A 22,274-nucleotide genomic window follows, 5' to 3' on the forward strand; every position below is an offset into this window, starting at 1 on the left:
CTTTCGTGAAGCAGGGGCGACAGCGGAATTATTCGCTCCGCCCCGTTCCGTCATTCAGCCAGCACGCGACCTGATGCGCCGGTCCGGCCGCCTGCAGCGCCGGGCGTTCGGTCTTGCAACGATCGATCGCGTAGCGACAGCGGGTGTGGAAGGCGCAGCCGGAGGGTGGGTTGATCGGGCTCGGCACGTCGCCGTCGATCAGCGGTGCGGCGCGTTTGGCCTTGGGGTCGGCGATCGGCACCGAGGCAAGCAATGCCTGCGTATAGGGATGGCGCGGGTTGGCGAACAGTTCGTGCTTGTCGGCGATCTCGACAATGCGGCCGAGATACATCACGGCGACGCGGTGGCTGATATGGGCGACGACCGCGAGGTCATGCGCGATGAACAGGTAGGAAAAATTCTGCTTGCGTTGCAGGTCGATCAACAGATTGATCACCTGCGCCTGGATCGAGACGTCGAGCGCGGAGACCGGCTCGTCGCAGACGATCAGCCGCGGCCCGAGCGACAGTGCGCGCGCGATACAGATGCGCTGGCGCTGGCCGCCGGAGAACTGATGCGGAAAATTCTTCATCTGGTCGGGCCGGAGCCCGACCTGCTGGAACAGCTCCGCGACGCGCTCCTGCTTCTTCGCGCCGGTCGCGATGCTATGGACAGTCAAGGGTTCACCGACGATATCGCCGGCCGTCATGCGCGGATTCAGCGAGGCGAACGGATCCTGGAACACGATCTGTATCGAACGGCGGTACGGCCGCAGCGCCGTTTTGCTGAGCGGCGCGATATCCTCGCCGTCGAGCTTGATGGCGCCGCTGGTCGGCTCGACCAGCCGCAGCACGGTGCGCGCCACCGTCGACTTGCCGCAGCCGGATTCGCCGACGAGGCCCAGCGTCTCGCCGGCGCCGAGCGTAAAGCTGACGCCGTCGACCGCATGCACGGTGCCGACCTGCCGGCGCAGCACACCGCCGCGCACGGCGTAGTGCTTGACGAGGTCGGTGACTTCGAGGAGCGGGCGTTGTTCGGTCATGACGCCTCCGCTATCTCGCCGGCACGCCAGCATGCCGCCCAGTGATTGCTTTTGACCTCGTCGAGCGGCGGATATTCCTGACGGCAACGGTCGACCGCGAGCTTGCAGCGCGGCGCGAAGGCGCAGCCGGGCGGCAGCCTGGTCAGCGACGGCACCATGCCGGGGATTTCGACCAGCCGCACGTCCTCTTTCGCATCGGGTGAAGGCACTGCGGGGATCGAGGCCATCAGGCCGCGGGTGTAAGGATGCAGCGGCGTCTCGAACAATGATTCAACGGTCGCTTCCTCGATCTTCTTGCCGGCATACATCACGATTACGCGCTGCGCGGTCTGCGCGACGACGCCGAGGTCGTGGGTGATCAGGATCAGCCCGGTGCCGAGCCGCTGTTGCAAATCGACGATCAGCGCCAGGATCTGCGCCTGGATGGTGACGTCGAGCGCGGTGGTCGGCTCGTCCGCGATCAACAGTGCCGGCCGGCAGGCCAGGGCCATCGCGATCATGGCGCGCTGGCGCATGCCGCCGGAGAGTTGATGCGGATATTCCTGGGCGCGGCGCTCCGGCTCCGGAATGCGCACCAGCCGCAGCATGTCGACGGCCTGCTTCCACGCCTCCTTGCTGCTGACCTTCTGATGCAGCCGTACCGCCTCGATGATCTGGTCGCCGATCCGCATCACCGGATTGAGCGAGGTCATCGGCTCCTGGAAGATCATCGAGATTCGGTTGCCCCGGATGCTGCGCATCGCGGCATCGTCGAGCTTCAGCAGATCGGTGCCTTCAAGCGTCACCGAGCCGCCGACGATGCGGCCGGGCGGATCGGGCACCAGGCGCATGATCGAGAGCGCGCTGACGCTCTTGCCGCAGCCGGATTCGCCGACGATCGCCAAGGTCTCGCCACGGCGGACCGAGAACGAGACGTCGTCGACCGCCCGGAACAGGCCGGAGTTGGTGAAGAACACCGTCTGCAGGTTCTTCACGTCGAGAACCGTCTCTGCCGGAATAGCCTCGCTCATCAGCCGCGCTGCCTCGGATCGAGGATATCGCGCAGCGCGTCGCCGAACAGATTGGTGCCGAACACCGCAAGGCTGATCGCGATGCCGGGGAAGATCACCAGCCACGGCGCGGTGCGGACATATTCGGCGGCGGATTCCGACAGCATGCGGCCCCAGGACGGATAAGGTTCGGGAATGCCGAGGCCAAGGAACGACAGCGACGCCTCGGTGAGGATGGTCGAGCCGAGCTGCGCGGTCGCGAGCACGATCAGCGGCGCGATGGTATTCGGCAGCACGTGACGCAGCGCGATGCGCATCTCGCTCATGCCGATCGACTTGGCGGCTTCGACGAACGGCTGCTCGCGCAGCGCCAGCGTGTTGGCGCGGATCACGCGGGCGACGGTCGGAATCAGGGGAATCGCGATCGCGAGGATCACGTTCGGCAGCGACGGACCGAGCGCCGCGGTCATGACCAGCGCGAGCACCAGCAGTGGCAGCGATTGCAGGATGTCGGTCACCCGCTGGAACACGAGATCGACCCAGCCGGAGAGATAGCCGGAGGCGAGGCCCACGATCACGCCGAGCGTCGCGCCGAGTGTCGTGGAGCCGATCCCGACTGCAAGCGAGATTCGCGCGCCGTGGATGATGCGGCTCCAGACGTCGCGGCCGAAGGAATCGGTGCCGAACCAGTGCAGCATCGAGGGCCGTGCCAAGCGGTGCGCGGAATCGACGGTGAGCGGATCGTAGCGGCTGATGACGTCGGCGAAGATCGCGGTCAGCACGAACAGCAGCATGATGAGCAGGCCGATGGTGCCGAGCACGTGACGCTGCGCGAGGAAGGCGAGCCGACCCCAGCCGCCGGTGGCGTTGGCCCCCGCGCGTCGCAATTCGCTGTCGAAATTGATCGTCGCCATCGGTTAGTCCCCAAACCGGATGCGCGGGTCGATCGCGGCATAGAGCATGTCGACGATGAAATTCACGACCACGACGACGACGGCGATGAACATCACGAGGTTCTGCACGATCGGATAGTCGCGCCAGCGCAGCGCCTCGACCAGGAAGCGGGCGATGCCGGGAATGTTGAACACGGTCTCGGTCACGATCAGGCCGCCGATCAGGAATGCGGCCTCGATGCCGATCACGGTGATGACCGGCAGCACGGCGTTCTTCAGCGCGTGGTGATAGTTGACGGAGGCCTCGGAGGCGCCCTTGGCGCGCGCGGTGCGGATGTAGTCCTGGCGCAGGATCTCCAGCATCGAGGAGCGTGTGATGCGCATGGTCAGCGCCGCGCTGCGGAAGCCCACCGCCATTGCCGGCACCGCATAGATGGTCAGCGCCTCGAGCCAGGTCTTCGGGTTCGGGTTGAAGATCGGCATGCTGCCGAACAGCGAGACCGAGGCCATCAGGATCAACAGGCCGAGCCAGAACGACGGCAGCGACAGGCCGCTGAGGCTGACCACGCGCAGCGCATAATCGAGCTTCGAGCCTTGGTGCACGGCGCTGATCACGCCGAGCGGGATGCCGATCGAGGCGGAGAACAACAGCGCGAGCCCCGCGAGCCGCGCGGTGATCGGGATCCGCGGCAGGATCTCCTCCAGTGCCGGTTTTTCCGAGACGTAGGAATAGCCGAGATCGCCGTGCAGCAGGCCGCCGATCCAGTGCAGATACTGGATCACGATCGGCTGGCTCAGGCCGAGCTCGCGTTCGAGATTGGCCTTGTCGGCGGGGTCGACGAAGCCCGCGGCGTCGAACAGGATGTCGACGATGTTGCCGGGAACGACGCGCAGCAGCACGAAGATGATGACCGAGATCCCGAACAGGGTCACGAGCATCAGGAACAGCCGCCGCACGATATAGGCAAACACCCTGGCTCTCTCCCTGATCTCTCGTCTAGGACTTTCTTTTTGACGCGTTTTCTTGACGCGAATCGGTATCCACTTCGCTCGAAAACGCTATGCCTATTTATCCAGCCAGACGTCTTCGTAGCGATACCCGTTATAGGAGCTGTTGGACATGATCGTGACATTCTTCACGTAAGGTTTCCAGCAGGTGGCGGTGCGGGCATGGAAGATGATCGGCCGCGCGACGTCTTCCTGCAGCTTCTTGTCGATCTCCCAGACCAGCTTCTTGCGCTTGTCGAGGTCGGTCTCCTCGGATTGCTGGTCGAACAGCTTCTCGATGTCCTTGTTGCAATAGTTGGTGTAGTTCCTTTCCGAGCCACAGGCATAGTTCTCGTAGAAGGATTGGTCGGGCTCATCGACTGCGTTGCCGGTGAGGTTGAGGCCGAGCGAATAGTCCTTGCGCGCGATCTTCGGGAACCACTGCGCGGTGTCGACGACGTCGAGCTCGGCGTCGATATAGATGCTCTTGATCTGGTCGATCAGGATGATCGCGGGATCGCGGTAGACCGCGATGTTGCGGGTCGACACCTTGATCTGCAGATGCTTGTCCGGGCCATAGCCCGCCTTCTGCATCAGCTTGCGGGCCTCCTCGCGGTTCTTCTCGACGTCGGGGCCGTAACCGGGAATCGATTCAAGCATGTCCTTCGGCATCGCCCACAGGCCATCGGGCGCGGGCTCCATGGTGCCGCCGATGTCGCCCTGGCCCTCGAACATGATCTGGATGAACGCCTTGCGATCGAGCGCCAGCGCCAGCGCGCGGCGGATGTCGAGATTGTTGAACGGCGGGGCGGTCGAATTGATGATGATGTTGGTGGAGACGTTGTTCGGTTCCACCACACAGACCGCTGTCGGGTCCTGCGACTTGACGTCCTTGAGCAGCGGGATCGAGACCTCGGTCGGGAAAGTCATGTCGAATTTGCCCGAGACGAAGCCCAGGATCGCCGTCGAGCGGTTCGGGATGATGGTGAACTCGATACCGTCGAGATAGGGCAGGCCCTTCTTGAAGTAATCGGGGTTCTTGGTGAGCTTGATCGATTCGTTGGCCTTGAACTCGACGAATTTGAACGGGCCGGTACCGATGGGCTTGGTGCGCATCTCCGCCGGCGAGACGTGGCAGGGATAGACCGGCGAATAGCCCGAGGCGAGCAGCGACAACAGCGCGGGTTGCGGCCGCTTCAGCTTGAACGATGCCTCATCGTCGCCGTTGGTGGTGACTTCCTCGACCTGGTCGTACCAGGATTTGCGCGGGTTCTGCCGGAACTTCTGCTGCGACTTGCCCATCAGCATGTCGAAGGTGCATTTGACGTCGGCCGACGTGAACGGCTTGCCATCGTGCCATTTGACGTCCTTGCGCAGCTTGAAGGTCAGCGTCTTGTTGTCGCCGCTCCAGGCCCAGCTCTCCGCAAGCTCGGGCCGGATCGTGCTGACGCTGTTCTGCGCGATGTGCTGATCGAAAATGACGAGATTGTTGAAGATCGGCATGAACGGAATGTTCACCGAATAGGTCGCGCCCTCGTGGATCGAGGCACTGCCGGGACTGTCGCGGTGATAGATCCTGAAGATGCCGCCGGATTTCGGCTCGGCTGCGCGTGAAACGTCGCTGATGGCCAGCACAGACAACACCGCGACGGCCAGCGCTTGCACGCTCCGCATGGTCCCCTCCACGAATTTCGGTCTCAATGGCCGATTGGCATCGACGATACCACGGTGAGGCTGTCGGGCAACCAGCGAGGGTCGCGAAGGGATTGGCAATTCGGATGACGTGAGGACATTAAAATTTCCGGGGATCGGGAATATTGGCAGTGATTGCGGGGAACTCCGGTTGTTTTGCTATGCAGGGACGAATCTCCGTTCGATTTCGATTGCTAACGCCGATACGTGCCGCGTGAAGCAGCCCGCAATCAGCGACAGTTTGTCGCCGACGTTCGCTAAGCAGCGCCGAGGTTCGTTCCGTCATCCTGAGGAGCGCGAAGCGCGTCTCGAAGGATGACGGCCACCAGCCGGGCCGTTCATCCTTCGAGACGCCGCTTCGCGGCTCCTCAGGATGACGGGGAAACATATCACCTCACTCCGCGGCCTGCGGTGAGGGCAGGTGCATGTTGCCGACGCCGTCGGCCTCGGTCGCCGAGATCGTGGTGCGGATCATCAGGCGGCCCTCATGCGCCGGCCAGGGGCGGCCGCGATGCATGGTGGCGCGGTTGTCCCACATCACGACGTCGCCCTGCTTCCATTGATGCAGATAGCTGACACCGGGCGCGGTCGCAGCTTCGGTCAATTGCTCGATCAGCGCCTTGCCGGCCTCGGCATCCATGCCTTCGACGCCGTAGGCATGGGAGGCGAGATACAGCGCGCCGCGGCCGTTGACGGGATTGCGCCAGACCATGCGCCAGCACACCGGCGGCAATGCGTCGACCTCCTCTGATGTCGCGAGGCCGGCGGCGACCTTGCTGCGGGAATGCGCGTAGGAGTGCCAGGCGAACGAGTTCTCGAGCTGCTTCGCCACATCCTTGTCGAGCCGCTCGAAGGCAAGCCGCATCGAGACGAATTCGGTCTCGCCGCCATGTTCGGGGATGATGCGCGCCGACAGGATCGAGGTCAGTGCCGGCACGCGCTTGAAGGAGGAGTCAGTGTGCCAGAGCTGGTTGGCCTTCGCGCGCAACTGCTGGCGATGGTCCGACGGAACTACCTTGCCGTCGGGTCCGAAGGTCGAGAGGATCACGAAATGCGAGCCGGTGCCCATCGATCCGACCTTGGTCGTCTCGGGCGGACCGAAGCGGCGCGAGAAGGCGAGCTGGACATCGTCGCTGACCTCCTGGCCGCGGAACACCAGCACCGAGTGTTCCTCGAACGCCGCGCGCACCGCCGCATAGGCGGTATCGCTGGCGGCAACATCTGACAGCGTGACGCCGCGCAGTTCGGCTCCGAACCCCTCGCGCAGTGGGATCACTTCCATCGGCAGGTCCTCCCTGATTTTTCTTGTTGAAGCGAGGTTAGGGGAAAAGCCCGCCACCGGCAACGCGACCTGCAGCACCTCACCCCATTGCGATCAGATTGTGCCGCATGCGCCGATCGGCGACCTCGATACGCTGCGTGACGAGGGCGAACAGCGCCCAGCTCGAATGGAAGGCGACGCCGGCCAGGACCACGATGACCCCCGGAATCGGCCCGATCGCGGCGCGGTCCCAGATGTCGCTCATCGTGGTCAACGGCAGCGGATGGATCGCCAGCTTGCCGTAATAGGCGATCGCCTGGATCGCGAAGATCCAGCCATAGGTCCGGCGCAGCCGCCGGCCGACCGCGCGGGCAAAGCTGATGTGGTAGCTGGGGCGGCGATAATCGTTGGCCAGCAGCTCGGTCCAGGCCGCATTTGGCGATGGGTCTTCGCCGCGGATCATCGGCGCGTAGAAATCGGTCTCGAGCAACCGGGCGCGGGCGCGCCAGACGTTGAAGTAGCGGTAGCGCCGCGCCTCGAACAGCAGGAAGACCGTCACCAGCAGGCCGACCAGCACCATCGGCAGAGGCGAGGCCTCCGCGTTGCTGTAGGTCGCCGACAGCGCGATCCCGGTGGTAACAACAGCCCAGTTGGTCGAGCTGTCGAGGCGGGTGCGCCAGACCGTGCTGCGGTAGACCTCGCCACGATAGAGGTGGGCGAGCGCACCGATCTCGGCGGCGGTGAATTCGAGCCTGCCGGCCTCTGCCGGCTCCGGCTCGCGCGGCTGGGGCGACGGCATGGCGGCCTCCGGCGAAGCTGGCTTGCGATTGCAGAGCATAACGCCAAATCCGCGCGGCGTGCGAGTCCGTTGCGCTGCAGCGCTTGGCCGACCGATCCGCGCCGTGAGCCGCATCGCTTGGCTCAGACGATCCGCGAGGTCTTGTTGCCCCAGTAGCGGTCGCGCAGCAGGCGCTTGTAGAGTTTTCCGGTCGGCAGCCGCGGCAGCTCGGCCTCGAAATCCACCGAGCGCGGTACCTTCTGACGCGACAGCGAGCTTGCGCAGAAGGCGATCAGCTCCTGGGCCAGCTCCGGCCCTGGCGCGATGCCCTCGGTCGGCTGCACCACCGCCTTCACCTCCTCGCCGAGATCGACATTGGGCACGCCGAACACCGCGGCATCGGCGACCTTGGGATGGGTGATAAGCAGGTTCTCGCACTCCTGCGGGTAGATGTTCACGCCGCCGGAGATGATCATGAAGGTGGCGCGATCGGTCAGATAGAGGAAGTTGTCGTCGTCGACATAGCCGACGTCGCCGACCGTGCTCATGCTACCGTCGGCCGAGCGCGCCTCGCTGGTCTTGGCCGGATCGTTGAAATATTCGAACGGCGTCGCGGTCTTGAACCACACCGTGCCCGGCGTTCCCTTCGGGCAAGGCTGCATGTTCTCGTCGAGGATATGCAGGTCGCCGAGCAGCACCCTGCCGACGGTGCCGCGATGCGCCAGCCATTCCTCGCTGTTGCAGGCGGTGAAGCCGAGGCCCTCGGTCGCGCCGTAATATTCGTGGATGATCGGGCCCCACCATTTGATCATGTCGTCCTTGACCAGCGCCGGGCAGGGCGCGGCGGCATGGATCGCGACCTCGAGCGTCGCCAGATCGTAGCGGGTGCGCACCGCCTCGGGCAGCTTCAGCAGGCGCGAGAACATCGTCGGCACCAGCTGGCTGTGGGTGATGCCCCATGTCTCGACCAGTTGGAGATAACGTTCGGGATCGAAGCTCTCCATGATGACGACGGTGCCGCCCATCCGGATGGTGAGATTGACCGCGGCCTGCGGCGCCGAGTGATAGAGCGGCGCTGGCGACAGGTAGACCATGCCCTCGCGGTAGTGCCAGAGCTTGGTCAGGAAATCGAACAGCGGCAGGTTCTGCGACGGCGGCTGCTCGGGCAGCGGCCGCACGATGCCCTTGGGCCGGCCGGTGGTGCCGGATGAATAGAGCATCGCGGTGCCGGCATATTCGTCCGCGATCGGCGTCGACGGCAGGCCGGCGGTGGCCTGCAGCAAGCCGACGATGCGATCACTTTCACCGTCGCCGTCGACCACGATGCAAAGTTCGACCTGTGGGCACTCCTTCAGCGCCTCGCGTGCGATGTCGAGCTTCAGCTTCGAGGTGATCAGGATCCGCGACTGGCTGTTGGTCAGGATGTAGGCGAGCTCACCGGCGGTGAGGTAGGAATTGACGCAGGTGTAATAGAGTCCAGCGCGCTCGCCGGCGCCACAAGCCTCGAGGTAGCGGTTGTTGTTCTCCATGAAGATCGAATAGTGGTCGAGCCGCCGCAGGCCCTGCTTGCGGAACAGATGCGCGAGACGGTTGTTGCGCGCCTCGAGCTCGCGATAGGTGACGGTCTCGCCGGTCCCGGCCATGATGAAGGCGGGTTGCAGCGGGCGCAGGTAAGCATGCTTGCCGGTGTACATTGAGCTCTATTTCCCCCTCACTCGCGACGCGTTTTTGTCCTAGGCGGCCATCACCAGAATTTCGCGGACCTGGGACGGGCCGTCGATCTTGCGCGGATTGCGCGGCACCCAGGGCGTGCGCATCGCTCCCGCTGCGATGCGGTCGAAATGTTCAGCGCCGACCTGCACCTCCTTGAGGCTGCGCGGCATGCCGAGGTCGCGGATGAAGCGGTCGAGCACGTCGCCGGCGTCCGCGCCCGGATGGCCCATCGCCGCCGCGACCAGCGCCTGCCGGTCGGCATTGTCGCGCTTGTTCCAGCGCATCACCGCAGGCAGCATCACGCAGGACGTGTAGCCATGCGGCACGTCGAACTCGGCGCCGAGCACGTAGCCGATGCCATGGCTCGCGCCCATCGGCACGCCGGAGGCGAGCGGGCCGGTCGAGAGCCAGGTGCCGATCTGGCAATCCATCCGTGCCGAAATGTCCTTCGGATTGGCCTTCACCCGCGGCAGGCCGGCTGCCAGCATCTCGAGCCCCTTGATCGCCTGCGCATCGCCGTAGGGATGGGCCTCGCGCGAGCAGATGCCCTCGACGCAATGATCGACCGCGCGGATGCCGGTCGATAGGAACAGCCAGTCCGGCGTGTGCACCGCCAGTTCCGGATCGAGGATGGTGGCGCGCGGCATCACCAAGGGATGGCGCAGCATCTCCTTCTGCCGCTTGGCCTCGTTGGTGACGCCTGCGATCGACGAGAATTCGCCGCCGGCGATCGTGGTCGGCACGCTGATCTGGCGCACGGCCGGCGGATTCATCTCGGGCGAGACGCCGCCACGGGTGCGGATCGCGTCGATGCCGTCGGATGTCGTGACATTGTTGGCGAGGCAGAGCTGCACCGCCTTGGCGCCATCGGTGATCGAGCCGCCGCCGATGGTGACGATCAGGTCGGCCTTCGCTGCGCGGGCCTGTTCCGTCGCCGCGATGACCGCGGCGCGCGGCGTATGCGCCGGCATCTTGTCGAAGGTGCCGACGCAGCGGGACCCGAGCGCCTCGCGGATTTTTTCGATCTCGTCGGTCTCGCGGTTCAGCGTGCCCGATACCATCAGGAAGGCGCGCTGTGCGCCTAACCGGTCCAGTTGCTCGACGATGGCCTCACGGGCGGGCCGCCCGAACACGACCTCGTCCATGGCGCCGAATACGACACGGCCTCGATGCACGCGGCTCTCCCTCAAAATGCTCCGCCTTGCCGGCGGTCGTTTGGGCGGAGGTTAGCGGAGGAAAGCGGGGCCGTCATCAGGGACCTCGGTGGCACGGTCGGTGGCGCATAACCACCGCATTCGGTGATGAACGGGATTGGGGCTCCAGCGTCGCGCAGCGATGCTCAGTTGGGGTAATGGGTCCTGGCTTTCGCCAGGACGACGCCGAGTTTGTTGCGCCGCCGGTGAATCATACGTCCGCATTCTCGCGACATGATTTGCCCGAGTCTTGCGTTTACTTGTCCTCTCCTCTCGCAGAGGGCGCAGGGAAAGCCGGGTGCCGATCGCGCATGACGGCGTGTGGCCGTGGCAGAAACCTTGACCGCATCGCCGCGGCGTGTGTTACACGTCGACGGCAACAGGGACGTGCGCATGTCATCCACCGTCGATCTCGCAAAGCTGCATATTGATGACTTCACGCCGCACCAGCATGCCGGGTTCGAGTTGCAGGCGGCGGATCGCGTGGTGGAGTTGAAGCTCGCCAAGGTCGAGCCCGCGGGCAACAGCGGCCGGCCGGGTGGTGCGTTCTCTCTGCTGTTCGTGGGGTCGAAGGGCGCATGGCTGCCGCAGGCGATCTATCCGGTGCGGCATCCCGCGCTCGGCGTGATCGAGATCTTCCTGGTGCCGATCGGCCCGCTTGGCGACGGCAACGGCTATCAGGCGATCTTCACCTGACGCTCGGTTCCTCCGCCTGCGTGCCAGCGCATCAGGTCGTAGACGCCCTTGTCTTCCTCGGTGACGAAGCCAAGCCGGCGGTAGAGCCGCATCGCCGGGTTGAGCTTCTCGACATGGATCGAGACGTCCTTGCCGGCATCAGCCGCCTCGTCGATCGCATCACGCAGCAACGCCTCGCCATAGCCCTTGCCGCGATGCGCCGGCATGAAGGCGATGTCAATGATGCGGTGCTGGCTCGGCCAGCGCTCGATGTAGAGGCGGCCGATGTCCTCATCCGCGCGCGCGATTACCAGCCAATCGGCGTTGGGATAGTACCGCTGGTAATGCGCGTGCTGGGCGCGGAATTGCTGTTCGAGAAAGGCCGCCTTGTCCGCCTCGCTCCAAGGCACCGGCGCCAGTTCCTCGATGCGCGTCGAGCCATAGAGCCGACCGAGGAACGGCAGATCGGCCTCCAACATCCGGCGGAAGCCGCAACCGGCTTCGGCCGCACGCGCCCAACCGAACGCGGGCGTGCCAGTGGCGGGAACGTGGAGCGTCAAGGCGATCTCAGCTCCGTGGCGGATAAACGCCCTGCAGCGCGATGCAGAAATTCAAGGTGAGGTACGGCTGCATGTTGTTGTGCGGCAGGTTACCACCCGTCATGCCGATCATGGCGGCGTTCATCTGAATCAGGGTCGGCGCCGGGCTCGCGGGCACATAGGCGAAGGCGTTGGCCGACTTGCCCAGGATGCGGCTCGGGCTGGGCACCTGGATGTCGGCAACGTCCTGGGTGCCGACGTTCACGAGATGGTTGTGAGACGGTATTTCGCTTTGCAGCAGCGTCACATTGGGAGTGCCGGTGGTCTCCCCGAGGTCGTATAGCGACAGCCCCGGGCCCTGTCCGGGCGCCACTGCCGCGTTGCCCTGCATGTTGGGCAGCGCGAAGTTCGACTTGCCGTCACCGCCATAGGTCGTGCCGAGCAGCGAGAACAGCGCCGTATTCTGCGACAGCGGCAAGATCTGACCGGCGCAGAAGGCCCAGCCCTTGGGGGCGAAGTTGAACGGAAAGATGCGGATCTCCGCGACGAAGGGATCGGCCATGTTGTCGCGCTCCTAGGTCTGGCTCGGGAAAATGCCGAACAGCGAAATGATGAAGGTGACGCAGAGGAGCGGCTGCAAATTGTCGTGCGGCTGGCTTCCGCCCGTGTTCGTCAGCATTCCGCTTGCCATCGGGCCATCGGGCGGCTGGCCGTCGATGTATAGGGCGATCGTGCCGGACATTTGATCGAGGACGTTTGCTTGCGGGTTCTGCCCGGTGCTGGTCTGCGTCGAGGCGATGAAGCCGTGCGAATGCTGCGGGATCGTCTGCGTCGTGAGCGTCACGGTCTCGACGCCGCCCGCTTCCCCGATGTTGTAGGTCGTGCCGCTGCTGGCAGTGCCCATATGAATTGGCACACGGCCACGCAGATCGGGGACTGCGAAGGTCACCTGGCCGTCGCCGCCATAGGTGGTGCCGATCAGATTGTACAGCGTTTCGTACTCGGAAATTGCCAACTGGCTGCCGTCACAGAAATGCCAGCCCGCCGGGGCAAAATTGCCGCCGAACATACGGATTTCGCCTACATAAGGTTGTGCCATCGGCGCGTCTCGTCAGGTCTGCGAGGGGAAAATGCCCTGGAGGGCGATGCTGAAATTGATCGTCATGAACGGCTGCATGTTCTGATGGGGCTGGCTGCCGCCGACATTGCCCACGGTCAGGGGATTGAGCGTCGTGATGTTGGCCAGCGACGAGGTGTAGGCGTTGTTGAAGGCGCCGAGATAGGCGCCCGAATCGATCGGCTGGGTACCGTTGCTGTTGGTGGCGTTGGCCAGATGATTGTGCTGCGCCATCTCGTTGGTGGTGAGCGTGTGGCCCTCCTCACCGCCGCGTTGGCCGAGCGTGTAGCCATTGCCCATACTGATCGGCACCCGGCCGCGAAGGTCGGGCAGACCAAAATTGACGCGCCCGTCGCCGCCATAGGTGGTGCCCAGCAACGAGAACAGCGCCTGATTCTGATTGATCGGGAGCAACTGGCCGTTGCAGAACGCCCAGCCCTTGGGCGGAAAGTTGAACGACATCATGCGGACTTCGGAAAGAAACGGATCGGCCATCGGTCCTCCGCGAATAAGTCGTACGATTTGTGAAAAATGCGAGACAATGAATGCAGCGTCGAGAACGTGTGCACGATAGCGTGTTTTCTACCAAGTGCAACCTCAACGATTGTCGGGTCTTTGTGAATTTTTTTTGCCAGGCGCGCGACGTTCCACGTCGTCGCGACGGCGATGAAACGCCGCTATCGTTCTCGGCTCGAAGGCGCTCCGACCGATTGAACGACGCCCGCAGGATGGCTCCGGCTGGCGTGTCCTCGTCGGCGCGACGTTCGATCAAACCACCAGATCGTGATGGGCCTGGAGATGATTGTCGGTCGGCGTGCCGCCCATGGCGATGAACGTCGTCTCGTGGCCGAGCCACCAGGGGGCGGCGACATTGGAATGCCCGCTGAACAAATCAGACAGGGTCTGGTTGTTCGCGGCCAGATCCGCATGGCTGGTGTTGGTCTGCGAAGACGTCTGGGTGAACGACGAGAAGTCGAAGCCGCCGCTGTTGGTCGCCTGCTGACCTGAGGATGCGTCGCTTTGCGTGGGCATCGCCTTGACCGATCCCACGGCGGCTTGGGCGACATCCGTAGCAGTCGGCAGCCGCCGCTCGCCGTCGGCGAGATCGATATACATCAGGTCGTTGGCATCGGATGCCGACGTCAAGTCGGGGAGCCCGAGCACGTGTCCCAATTCATGGACCACGGCGGTCAGCAGATCGAGGTGTCCCGCCGCTGCCGTTGACGGATCGGTCTGCAGGCTGGAGCCGGAAGCATTGAGCGCGTGCGTGAACTCGAAATTGTTCGACGGTGTCGGATCGACGAACCAGCCGTGGCCCGCGGCATCGGCATCGATCGTAATATGGCCGGCGCTTTCCAGGCCGACGATCTGGCCGGCGAGGTCCGCGACGCTGAAGGTGACGGCATGCAGCGCGGCGAGTTGATCTGAATCGACGCCTGCCTTCACCCATTGCGCAATGGCGGCCGACACGACCGAGTTGAGCTCGCTCTGCGTCAGGTGGGTTTCGCCCGGCGTCGCGACAGCGGCCTGCACGCCGCCATCCGCCGCGAGCATCGGCGATGCGCCGAACCCGTTGACGCTGCCGGCCGTGACACTGAATGTGGGTGCGGTGGTCACGGTATTGTGCGCCAGCACATAGGCCGAGATCGCGGCGGTATCGGTCGAGCCGCCGCTGTAGGACGTACCGTCGCCGGCATGCAGGCCGACGGTGGTGTCGAAGCGATCGCGCAGCCGGATATCGGTGCCGCCATTGGCACCCGAACCCAGGAACTGATTTTCCTGGGCGCCGGTGCCGCCCATCGTCAGAGAGACACTCTGCGCATCGCCCGTCACCGTGCCGGCGTTGAGCTCGAAGCCATGATTGCCGAACGTGCCGGGGTTGGACACCGTGTTGCCCATGACGATCGCGGTCAATCGCGCGTTGCCGCCGTCCACGGCGTCGCCGGTCTGCACCTGGATGCCGTCGTTGTTGTACTGATACAGATGGTTGTTGGTGATCGTGACGCTGGAATTGGCGCCGCCGTCGGTGATGAAGCCGATGTCGCTGCCTTGGGAGGAGCCGCTGTTGGTGACGCCGGCCACGCCGATCGTGTTGGAATCGATCGTGCCGGTGAACGAGCTTGCGCCCGATCCGGTGCTGATGCCGAGCGCCGTGCCGACGGCATCGCGCATGGTGTTGTTTGCAATGTTGAAGGTCAGGTTGGCGTGGTCGCCGGTTCCGCCGGAACTGATGGTGATGCCGCCGCCGCCCGAGACGATGTTCTGGTTGTTGTTCGAGAAGCTGTTTCCGAGGCCGGCACTCGCGCCGCCCAGCACGAGGTCCGAGCTGACGCCGCCATGCAGATCGAGTTGGAACAGGTCGCCGCGCGCCGACGTGAATGTCGAGCTCTGGATCGTCGCGTTGAATGTTCCGTCGGTGGCTTGAAACACCAGGCATCGCCCGACTGGTTGGCCGCCGCCGTATTGGTCGCGAAAGTCGAGCCGGTAATGGTGATGCGGTTGAGCGTCTGGCCAGAGTTGTTGAAGACATGGAACGCATCGAGCGCCGCGCCCGTGAAGGTCGAGTTGGTCACCGATGCCGTACCGGAAAGGCCGGTGAAGTAGACGTCGCCTTCGCCGATACCGCCGACATTGTCGCCGTTGGTGCCGGTCACCGTGGTGTTGCCGAGCGTGAAGCCGGTGACGTTGGTGCCGACGATGCCGTAGTTCTGGAAGTCGTGCATCGTCATAAAGGAGATCTGAACGTCCTTGGTGTTGTTCAGGAAGATGCCGCTGCCCTGCGTGGTGCTGCCGTCGGCGCCGGTCTTGCTGGCGATCGTGCCGCCGCTGCCGGTGGTCGAGCCGTCGCCGGTGACGTGCAGGCCGCCATTGCCGGCGGCGGTGCCGGTGTTGGAGAGGATGATGCCGTCGTTGGAGCCGCCGCTCGAGGTGATGCTCTTGAAGGTGAGGTTGCTCGAGCCGATCTGGGTATTCTCGACGTCGAGCGCGGTGCCGGTGGTGGACGTGATGGAGTTGGCGGCGCCGGTCAGCGTGATGGTGCCGCCATGGGTGAAGCTCATGCCGGCGCCGCTGGCGCTCTTGATCGTGATGTCGGACATCGTGACGGTGCCGACATTGTTGCCGTCGTCGCTGATGCCGATGCCGGTCGAGGCCGAGGTATCGATGCTGACGCCGGTGATGGTGTGGCCCGACGTGCCGAGCAGGTCGATGCCGTTGTCGGCGCCGGTCACGTGGATGACCGGATCGGTGCCGGAACCGGTGTTGGCGGTGACCACCTGGCCGGTCACCGGATTGGTGAACTGCAGGGTGTGGCTGCCGCCGATCAGGTTGACGCCGTTGGCGAGATTGATGCCGTTGGCTTCGCTGTAGGTGCCGGTGCCGTGCTCGAGCACGACGTAGTCACCGGAGCCTGCCGGGTTCGCCGCGTTGAACGCCGCGATCGAGGTATACGGGTCGGCCTGGGTGCCGAGGTTGTGGCTGCCCGCAGCCGAGTTGTCGATGTAGAACACCTGGGGCACGACGCCGACATGGAAGGTCTGATTGCCCGACGAGAGCGGCCCGCCGGTGCCGGTGTGGCCGTTATCGCTGACATTCAGCGTGACGGTGTCGGTGCCGGTGAAGCCGTCGTCGCTGTTGTAGGTCAGCGTTGCCAGCGCAGTGTTGACCTGTGCGATCGTGCCCGTGAGGGTCACAGTGTGGCTGCCGTTGTTGGTAGAGCTCGCAAGCCCCGTGGTGTCGAAGCTCACATTCGCGTGGAGCGTCGAGATCGTCGCGGTGACGGTGCTTGGGTCGGAATCGACGTCGGCGACCGACAGGCCTGAGATCGCGAGATTGGTGTGCGAGAACGCGGTGCCAATCGAATTGTCCGCCGGCATGGTCGCGGTGGGCGCATCGTCCACCGCGGTCACGCTTCCCGTCGTCGAGGCCGTCCCGGTGTTGTTGCCGCCATTCGCGGTACCGCCGTCATCGTGCACGGTCAGGGTATACGAACGCGCGGTGGTGTCGGGGTTCTCGCTGGTGTTGTTGAACTGGATCAGGTCCAGCGCCGCATTGTAGTGCGCAAGCGTGTCAGCGCCGGTGAAGCTGATGGTTTCGGTGCCGGCGGTGCTGGTGATGTCGAAATGGATTCCGCCGATATCGCCGCTGCTGCCGGCATGCCCCGCGATCGAGAGCGCGTCCGACGGCTTCAGGTCGTTCAGCACGAAGGTCGCATCGGTCAGGTTGTTGCCTTCGGCGTCCGTGATCGTCAGGTTCGGCGTGATCGTGACCGGGGTCGAATTCGCCGCCGGCGTGCCGTTCGGCGGCTCGGAGAAACCGGTGATGGCGCCGAAGCTGATCACCGGCGCATCGTTGACCGGCGTGACATGGATGGTCGAGGTCGAGGTGTTGCTGTTCAGCGAGCCGTCATTGACCGTGAAGCTGACGGTGCGATCCGCCCCGGACGGGTTATCGCTGTTGTTGAAATAGGTGACGGAATCGAGCGCGGCCTTGTAGTTGGCGACGCTGGAGGAACCGGTCAGGGTCAGCGTGGCGGTCGCGGCATTGAACGATCCGGTGATGCCGTTCTGGTTGGTGAAGCCGAGGATGTCCTGGCCGCTGACATAGTTGCCGGTGATCTGCACCGTCGCGCTGGCCATGTTGGCGCTGTCGACGTCGGTCACGTTGACCGACGCGTCGATCACGGTTGCGGCCTGGTTCTCGATATAGCTCAGCGTGCCGCCGGCGGTCGTGACCGGCGGATCGTTGACCGGGGTGACGTTGATGGTGCCGGTCACTGCGGTGGAGTTCGCCGCGCCGTCATTGGCGATGATGGTGACGGTGCGCGCGAGGCCCGATGGGTTGTCGCTGGTATTGAAATAGGTCACCGAGGCGAGCGCGGCCTGGTAGTTGGCGACGCTGGAGGTGCCGGACAGCGTCAGCGTTCCGGTCGCGGCGTCGAACGATCCGGTGATGCCGTTCTGGTTGGTGAAGCCGAGCACGTCCTGGCCGTTGGCGTAGTTGCCGGTGATCTGCACCGTGGCGCCGGCCAGCGTGGTGTTGTCGACGTCGGACACGGTGATCGCCGGGTCGAACGCGGTGGCGGCCTGGTTCTCGGTGTAGTTCAGCGTGTGGCCGGCGGTGACCACAGGCGGGTCGTTGACCGGGGTGACGTTGATGGTGTCGGTGACCGGCGTGCTGTCGAGCGTGCCGTCATTGGCGGTGATCGTGACGGTGCGCGGTGCGCCCGACGGGTTGTCACTGGTGTTGAAATAAGTCACCGAGTCCAGCGCGGCCTGATAGTTCGCGACGCTGGAGGAGCCGGTCAGCGTCAACGTACCGGTCGCCGCGTTGAACACGCCGGTGATGCCGTTCTGGTTGGTGAAGCCGAGCACGTCCTCGCCGCTGACGTAGCCGCCGGTGATCTGCACTGTGGCGGACGCCAGATTGGCATCGTCGCTGTCGGTCACGGTGATCGCCGAATCGATCGTGGTCGCGGCCTGGTTCTCGGTGTAGTTCAGGGTGTGGCCGGCGGTGACGACCGGTGCCTGGTCGACGACGACGGCAATGGTGAAGGTCTGCTGGTTGTGCAGCGTGCCGTCGCTTGAATCGACCGTGACGTCAAAGGACGGGCTGGCGGGATTGAAGACAATCTTGCTGGGATCGGCAACCGTGACCTTACCGGTGGCGGCATCGATGGTGAAGCCGCCGCCGGAGGTGTCGCCGATCAGCGAATAGGTCACCGGCGGTCCGTTCACGTCGATCGAGGACGCGGTCAGGTGGACATAGCTGCCTGCCGGAGCGCCGACCGCGACCCGGTTCGCGCTACCGTCGCTGTCGACCGGGGTCGACGGCGCGACGTCGGTGACGTCGATGGTGAAGGTCTGCGAGCTTGTCAGCGTGCCATCGCTGGCAGTCGCCGTCACGGTGTAGGCGTGGGTGGGGCCGCTGGTCTCGTAATCGATCTTTGTGGGGTCGGAGACGGTGATGACGCCCGTGGTCGCGTTGATGGTGAAGCCGCCGCCGGAGGTGTCGCCGGTCAGCGAATAGGTCGCGGCCGGGCCGTTGATATCGGTCGCCGACGCGGTGATGCCGACGGTCGAGCCGTTGGCGGCGCCTTCGGCGATCACATTGGGGGCGACGTCGGCGTCGACCGGGGTCGACGGCGCGACGTCGTCGACGGCGATGGTGAAAGTCTGCGCGCTCGCGAGCGTGCCGTCGCTGGCCTGCGCGGTCACCGTGTAGGAGTGGGTTGGGCCGCTGCTCTCGTAGTCGATCTTGGTGGGATCGGCTACGGTGATGACACCCGTTGCCGCGTTGATGGTGAAGCCGCCGCCCGAGGTGTCGCCGATCAGCGAATAGGTGACGGGCGGGCCGTTGACGTCGATCGACGACGCGGAGACGCCGACCGTGGTGCCGGCGGCCGCGCCTTCGGCGACGTGGTTGGCGGTGGCGTCGCTGTCGATCGGTGTCGACGGCGCGGCGTCGTCGACGGCGATTGTGAAGGTCTGCGAGGTCGCGAGCGTACCGTCGCTGGCCTGCGCGGTGATTGTGTAGCTGTGGGTCGCGCCGCTGGCCTCGTAGTCGATCTTGGTGGGATCGGCGACGGTGACGACGCCGGTCGTGGCATTAATGGTGAACCCGCCGCCCGAGGTGTCGCCGACCAGCGAATAGGTCACCGCCGGGCCGTTGATATCGGTCGCGGACGCAGTGATGCCGACGGTGCTGCCGACGGCGGCGCCTTCGACGACGTGGTTGGTGGTGACGTCGCTGTCGACCGGGGTCGACGGCGCGACGTCGGTGACGGCGATGGTGAAGGTCTGCGAGGTCGCGAGCGTACCGTCGCTGGCCTGCGCCGTCACCGTGTAGGAATGGCCGGCGCCGCTGGTCTCAAAATCGATCTTGGTCGGATCGGCGACGGTGATGACGCCGGTCGTGGCATTGATGGTGAAGCCGCCGCCGGAAGTGTCGCCGATCAGCGCATAGGTCACCGGCGGACCGTTGACGTCGGTCGAGGACGCGGTGACGCCGACCGTGGTGCCGGCGGCGGCGCCTTCGGCAACCGCGTTGACAGTGGCATCGGTATCGACCGGTGCCGACGGCGGCGCATCGGTGACCGCGATGGTGAAGGTCTGCGAGCTCGTCAGCGTGCCGTCGCTGGCCTGTGCGGTCACCGTGTAGGAATGGCCTGGGGCGCTGGCCTCAAAGTCGAGCTTGGTCGGATCGGCGACGGTGACGACGCCGGTGTTGGGATCGATCTTGAAGCCGCCGCCGGAGGTATCGCCGGTCAGCGAATAGGTCACGCCCGGCCCGTTGACATCGGTCGACGACGCGGTGACGCCGACCGTGGTGCCGACAGCGGCGCCTTCGACGACGGTGTTGGCGGCGGCGTTGCTGTCGACCGGGGTCGATGGCGCGACGTCGGTGACGTTGATGGTGAAATTCTGCGTGCTGGTCAGCGTGCCGTCGCTGGCCTGCGCGGTGATGGTGTAGGCGTGGCCGGGTGCGGTTTCGAAATCGATCTTGGTGGGATCGGCGACGGTGACAACGCCGGTCGCAGCGTCGATAGTGAAGCCGTGGCTGTCGCCGACCAGCGAATAGGTCACGGCGCCGCCGTTGATGTCAGTCGAATGCGCGGTGATCCCGACTACGGTGCCGATGGCAGCGCCTTCGGCGACCGAGTTGGCCGTGACGTCGGTGTCGGTCGGTGCCGACGGCGGTGCGTCGGTGACACCGATGGTGAAGGTCTGCGTCGACGAGGTCGCGCCGGCCGTCGCGTGCACGGTGATGGTATAGGCGTGGCCGGGCGCGCTCTCGTAGTCGAGCTTGGTCGGGTCGGCGACGGTGACGACGCCGGTATTGGGATCGATCTTGAAACCGCCGCCCGAGGTGTCACCGGTCAGCGAGTAGGTGGTTGCGGGACCGTTCGGATCGGCCGCGGAGGCGGTGATGCCGACCAGGGTGTTGACGGCGGCGCCTTCGACGACGCTGTTGGCGGCGGAATTGATGTCGACCGGCGTCGACACCGGGACATCGTTGACGTTGATCGTGAAGCTCTGCGAGCTGATGCCGCCATGGCCGTCGCTGGCCTGCACGGTGATGGTGTAGGCGTGACCCGGCGCGGTCTCGAAGTCGATCTTGGTGGGATCGGCGACGGTGACGACGCCGGTGTTGGGATCGATCTTGAAGCCGCCATTGGAGGAATCGGCCGTCAGCGAAAAGGTGACGCCGGGGCCGTTGACGTCGGCCGACGATGCGGTGATGCCGACCAGGGTATTGACGGCGGCGCCTTCGTTGACGGCGTTGGCGGTGGCGTTGCTGTCGGTCGGTGTCGATGGCGGCGCATTGCTGACCGCGATCACGAAGCTCTGCGACGAGACGAAGATGCCGTCGGTGGCCTGCACATTGACGACATAGCTGCCGCCGGAGCTCTCGAAATCGACCTTGGTGGGATCGGCGACCGTTACCACGCCGGTGTTGGGGTCGACCTTGAAGCCGCCATGCGAAGAATCTGATGTCAGCGTATAGGTGACGGGAAGGCCGATCAGGCTGTCGCTATGCGCAGTGACGCCGACCGAGGTGTTGAGCGCTGCGCCTTCAACGACCGTGTTGGCGCCGGAATTTGTATCGGTCGGCGGTGCCAGGAAGCCCGAGACCGGCGGCCACGGCGTGCCGGGAGGGCACCCGAGGTAGAGATATTGCAGACCATACGTATTTGCGAATGCCTGCGCGGCCGGATCCAGAACGATATTGCCGCTCGGATCGAGGTGAAGTTCGGGGCGCGTTAAACCACCGATTGTATAGGCAGGTATGGTCGTCATGAGCGCTCCTGCGACCGGCGTGGAAGCCGATCAATAATTACAATTGTTGGGGACGATGACGTGTGAAGCCGTTCACACGCTGAAGTTGACCGCCCGCGACCGGGGTTGGCACCGAGTCGCCTGCAACAGGGGAAAACCGCGATGTCCGCGGAGCCGTGACATCAGCAAGATCAAATGCGCTTGCCATTACGTAGTCGCCTTCACACACTCACGCCGCGACAAAACACAATGAATGTCCGAGAAATAAGCGGCGGCCAAGAATATTCATGCTTTGGCAACCATGACCGTATTGGCGATATTTCCCAGTGTCAATGTGCGCGCGGATGACAACCGCGCCGTTAACGATGATTTCTGCCGTGCAGCGGGAGGTAGAGTGCCGGAACCCGGCCGGTCTTGCCGGCTGCGGGGCGGAGGCTTCTGTGCCAAAAGTCGAATCGGGAGAGGTGTGACGAATCTGTCAAGCGAATTCGCGTTGTGATTGATTCCGGACGATCTGTCTGTGACCTCGCGCCTCGGATAGGCCAGCGAATCTGCCCCTTTTCGTCGTCACGGTTTCGCGAGCGTGTCGTAAGGCTTTCAGACTCCGCAACTATTTGCTTGATCCGGCGGCCATCTTGA

15 protein-coding genes are annotated in these 22,274 nt (G+C 64.6%); 1 reads left to right on the forward strand and 14 read right to left on the reverse strand.

Annotated features, from left to right (window positions below):
• Nucleotides 1–28 precede the first annotated feature (28 nt).
• The 9 genes from AKN84_RS06205 to AKN84_RS06245 form a co-directional block, all read right to left on the reverse strand.
• Nucleotides 29–1,021, reverse strand: coding sequence for an ABC transporter ATP-binding protein (locus tag AKN84_RS06205; protein ID WP_050419868.1), 993 nt, complete (start codon nucleotides 1,019–1,021; stop codon nucleotides 29–31).
• Nucleotides 1,018–2,031, reverse strand: a complete 1,014-nt coding sequence (locus AKN84_RS06210; protein ID WP_050419869.1) for an ABC transporter ATP-binding protein — start codon at nucleotides 2,029–2,031, stop codon at nucleotides 1,018–1,020. Before AKN84_RS06210 ends, AKN84_RS06205 begins: the two co-directional genes overlap by 4 nt.
• Complete coding sequence (locus AKN84_RS06215) at nucleotides 2,031–2,924, reverse strand: ABC transporter permease (protein WP_050419870.1); 894 nt, start codon at nucleotides 2,922–2,924, stop codon at nucleotides 2,031–2,033. Before AKN84_RS06215 ends, AKN84_RS06210 begins: the two co-directional genes overlap by 1 nt.
• 3 nt (nucleotides 2,925–2,927) lie before the next feature.
• Nucleotides 2,928–3,875: an ABC transporter permease gene (locus tag AKN84_RS06220; RefSeq protein WP_050419871.1), complete on the reverse strand. Its 948-nt coding sequence runs from the start codon at nucleotides 3,873–3,875 to the stop codon at nucleotides 2,928–2,930.
• Nucleotides 3,876–3,968: 93 nt separating this feature from the next.
• Nucleotides 3,969–5,564: an ABC transporter substrate-binding protein gene (locus AKN84_RS06225; RefSeq protein WP_050419872.1), complete on the reverse strand. Its 1,596-nt coding sequence runs from the start codon at nucleotides 5,562–5,564 to the stop codon at nucleotides 3,969–3,971.
• 412 nt (nucleotides 5,565–5,976) lie between these two features.
• Entirely contained in the window at nucleotides 5,977–6,864 is an 888-nt protein-coding gene (locus AKN84_RS06230; RefSeq protein ID WP_050419873.1) for a TauD/TfdA dioxygenase family protein, read from the reverse strand.
• Between the two features lie 79 nt (nucleotides 6,865–6,943).
• Nucleotides 6,944–7,642, reverse strand: a complete 699-nt coding sequence (locus tag AKN84_RS06235) for a DUF2270 domain-containing protein (protein WP_347337306.1) — start codon at nucleotides 7,640–7,642, stop codon at nucleotides 6,944–6,946.
• A gap of 122 nt (nucleotides 7,643–7,764) precedes the next feature.
• Nucleotides 7,765–9,315, reverse strand: a complete 1,551-nt coding sequence (locus tag AKN84_RS06240) for an AMP-binding protein (protein WP_050419875.1) — start codon at nucleotides 9,313–9,315, stop codon at nucleotides 7,765–7,767.
• 39 nt (nucleotides 9,316–9,354) lie between these two features.
• Entirely contained in the window at nucleotides 9,355–10,509 is a 1,155-nt protein-coding gene (locus AKN84_RS06245; RefSeq protein WP_050419876.1) for an iron-containing alcohol dehydrogenase, read from the reverse strand.
• Between the two features lie 411 nt (nucleotides 10,510–10,920).
• Between AKN84_RS06245 and AKN84_RS06250 the strand changes: the two genes are divergently transcribed.
• Nucleotides 10,921–11,223 carry a DUF6916 family protein gene (locus tag AKN84_RS06250; RefSeq protein WP_244484950.1) on the forward strand — a complete coding sequence of 101 codons (303 nt, stop codon included), beginning with the start codon at nucleotides 10,921–10,923 and terminating at the stop codon, nucleotides 11,221–11,223.
• Here the strand turns inward: AKN84_RS06250 and AKN84_RS06255 are convergent.
• The 5 genes from AKN84_RS06255 to AKN84_RS06275 all read right to left on the reverse strand — a co-directional run bounded on the left by AKN84_RS06255 (nucleotide 11,205) and on the right by AKN84_RS06275 (nucleotide 21,656).
• Complete coding sequence (locus tag AKN84_RS06255) at nucleotides 11,205–11,762, reverse strand: GNAT family N-acetyltransferase (protein WP_244484951.1); 558 nt, start codon at nucleotides 11,760–11,762, stop codon at nucleotides 11,205–11,207. The genes AKN84_RS06250 and AKN84_RS06255 overlap by 19 nt on opposite strands.
• A gap of 7 nt (nucleotides 11,763–11,769) precedes the next feature.
• Nucleotides 11,770–12,303 (reverse strand): phage tail protein, encoded by a 534-nt coding sequence (locus AKN84_RS06260; RefSeq protein ID WP_050419878.1) that lies wholly within the window; start codon nucleotides 12,301–12,303, stop codon nucleotides 11,770–11,772.
• Nucleotides 12,304–12,315: 12 nt separating this feature from the next.
• Nucleotides 12,316–12,840, reverse strand: a complete 525-nt coding sequence (locus tag AKN84_RS06265; protein WP_128970493.1) for a phage tail protein — start codon at nucleotides 12,838–12,840, stop codon at nucleotides 12,316–12,318.
• A 12-nt stretch (nucleotides 12,841–12,852) separates the two neighbouring features.
• Nucleotides 12,853–13,353, reverse strand: a complete 501-nt coding sequence (locus tag AKN84_RS06270) for a phage tail protein (RefSeq protein ID WP_193399632.1) — start codon at nucleotides 13,351–13,353, stop codon at nucleotides 12,853–12,855.
• 1,700 nt (nucleotides 13,354–15,053) lie between these two features.
• Nucleotides 15,054–21,656, reverse strand: a complete 6,603-nt coding sequence (locus AKN84_RS06275) for a cadherin repeat domain-containing protein (protein ID WP_050419880.1) — start codon at nucleotides 21,654–21,656, stop codon at nucleotides 15,054–15,056.
• Nucleotides 21,657–22,274: the final 618 nt, after the last annotated feature.

Source organism: Bradyrhizobium tropiciagri (assembly GCF_001189845.1).
Lineage (GTDB): Bacteria > Pseudomonadota > Alphaproteobacteria > Rhizobiales > Xanthobacteraceae > Bradyrhizobium > Bradyrhizobium tropiciagri.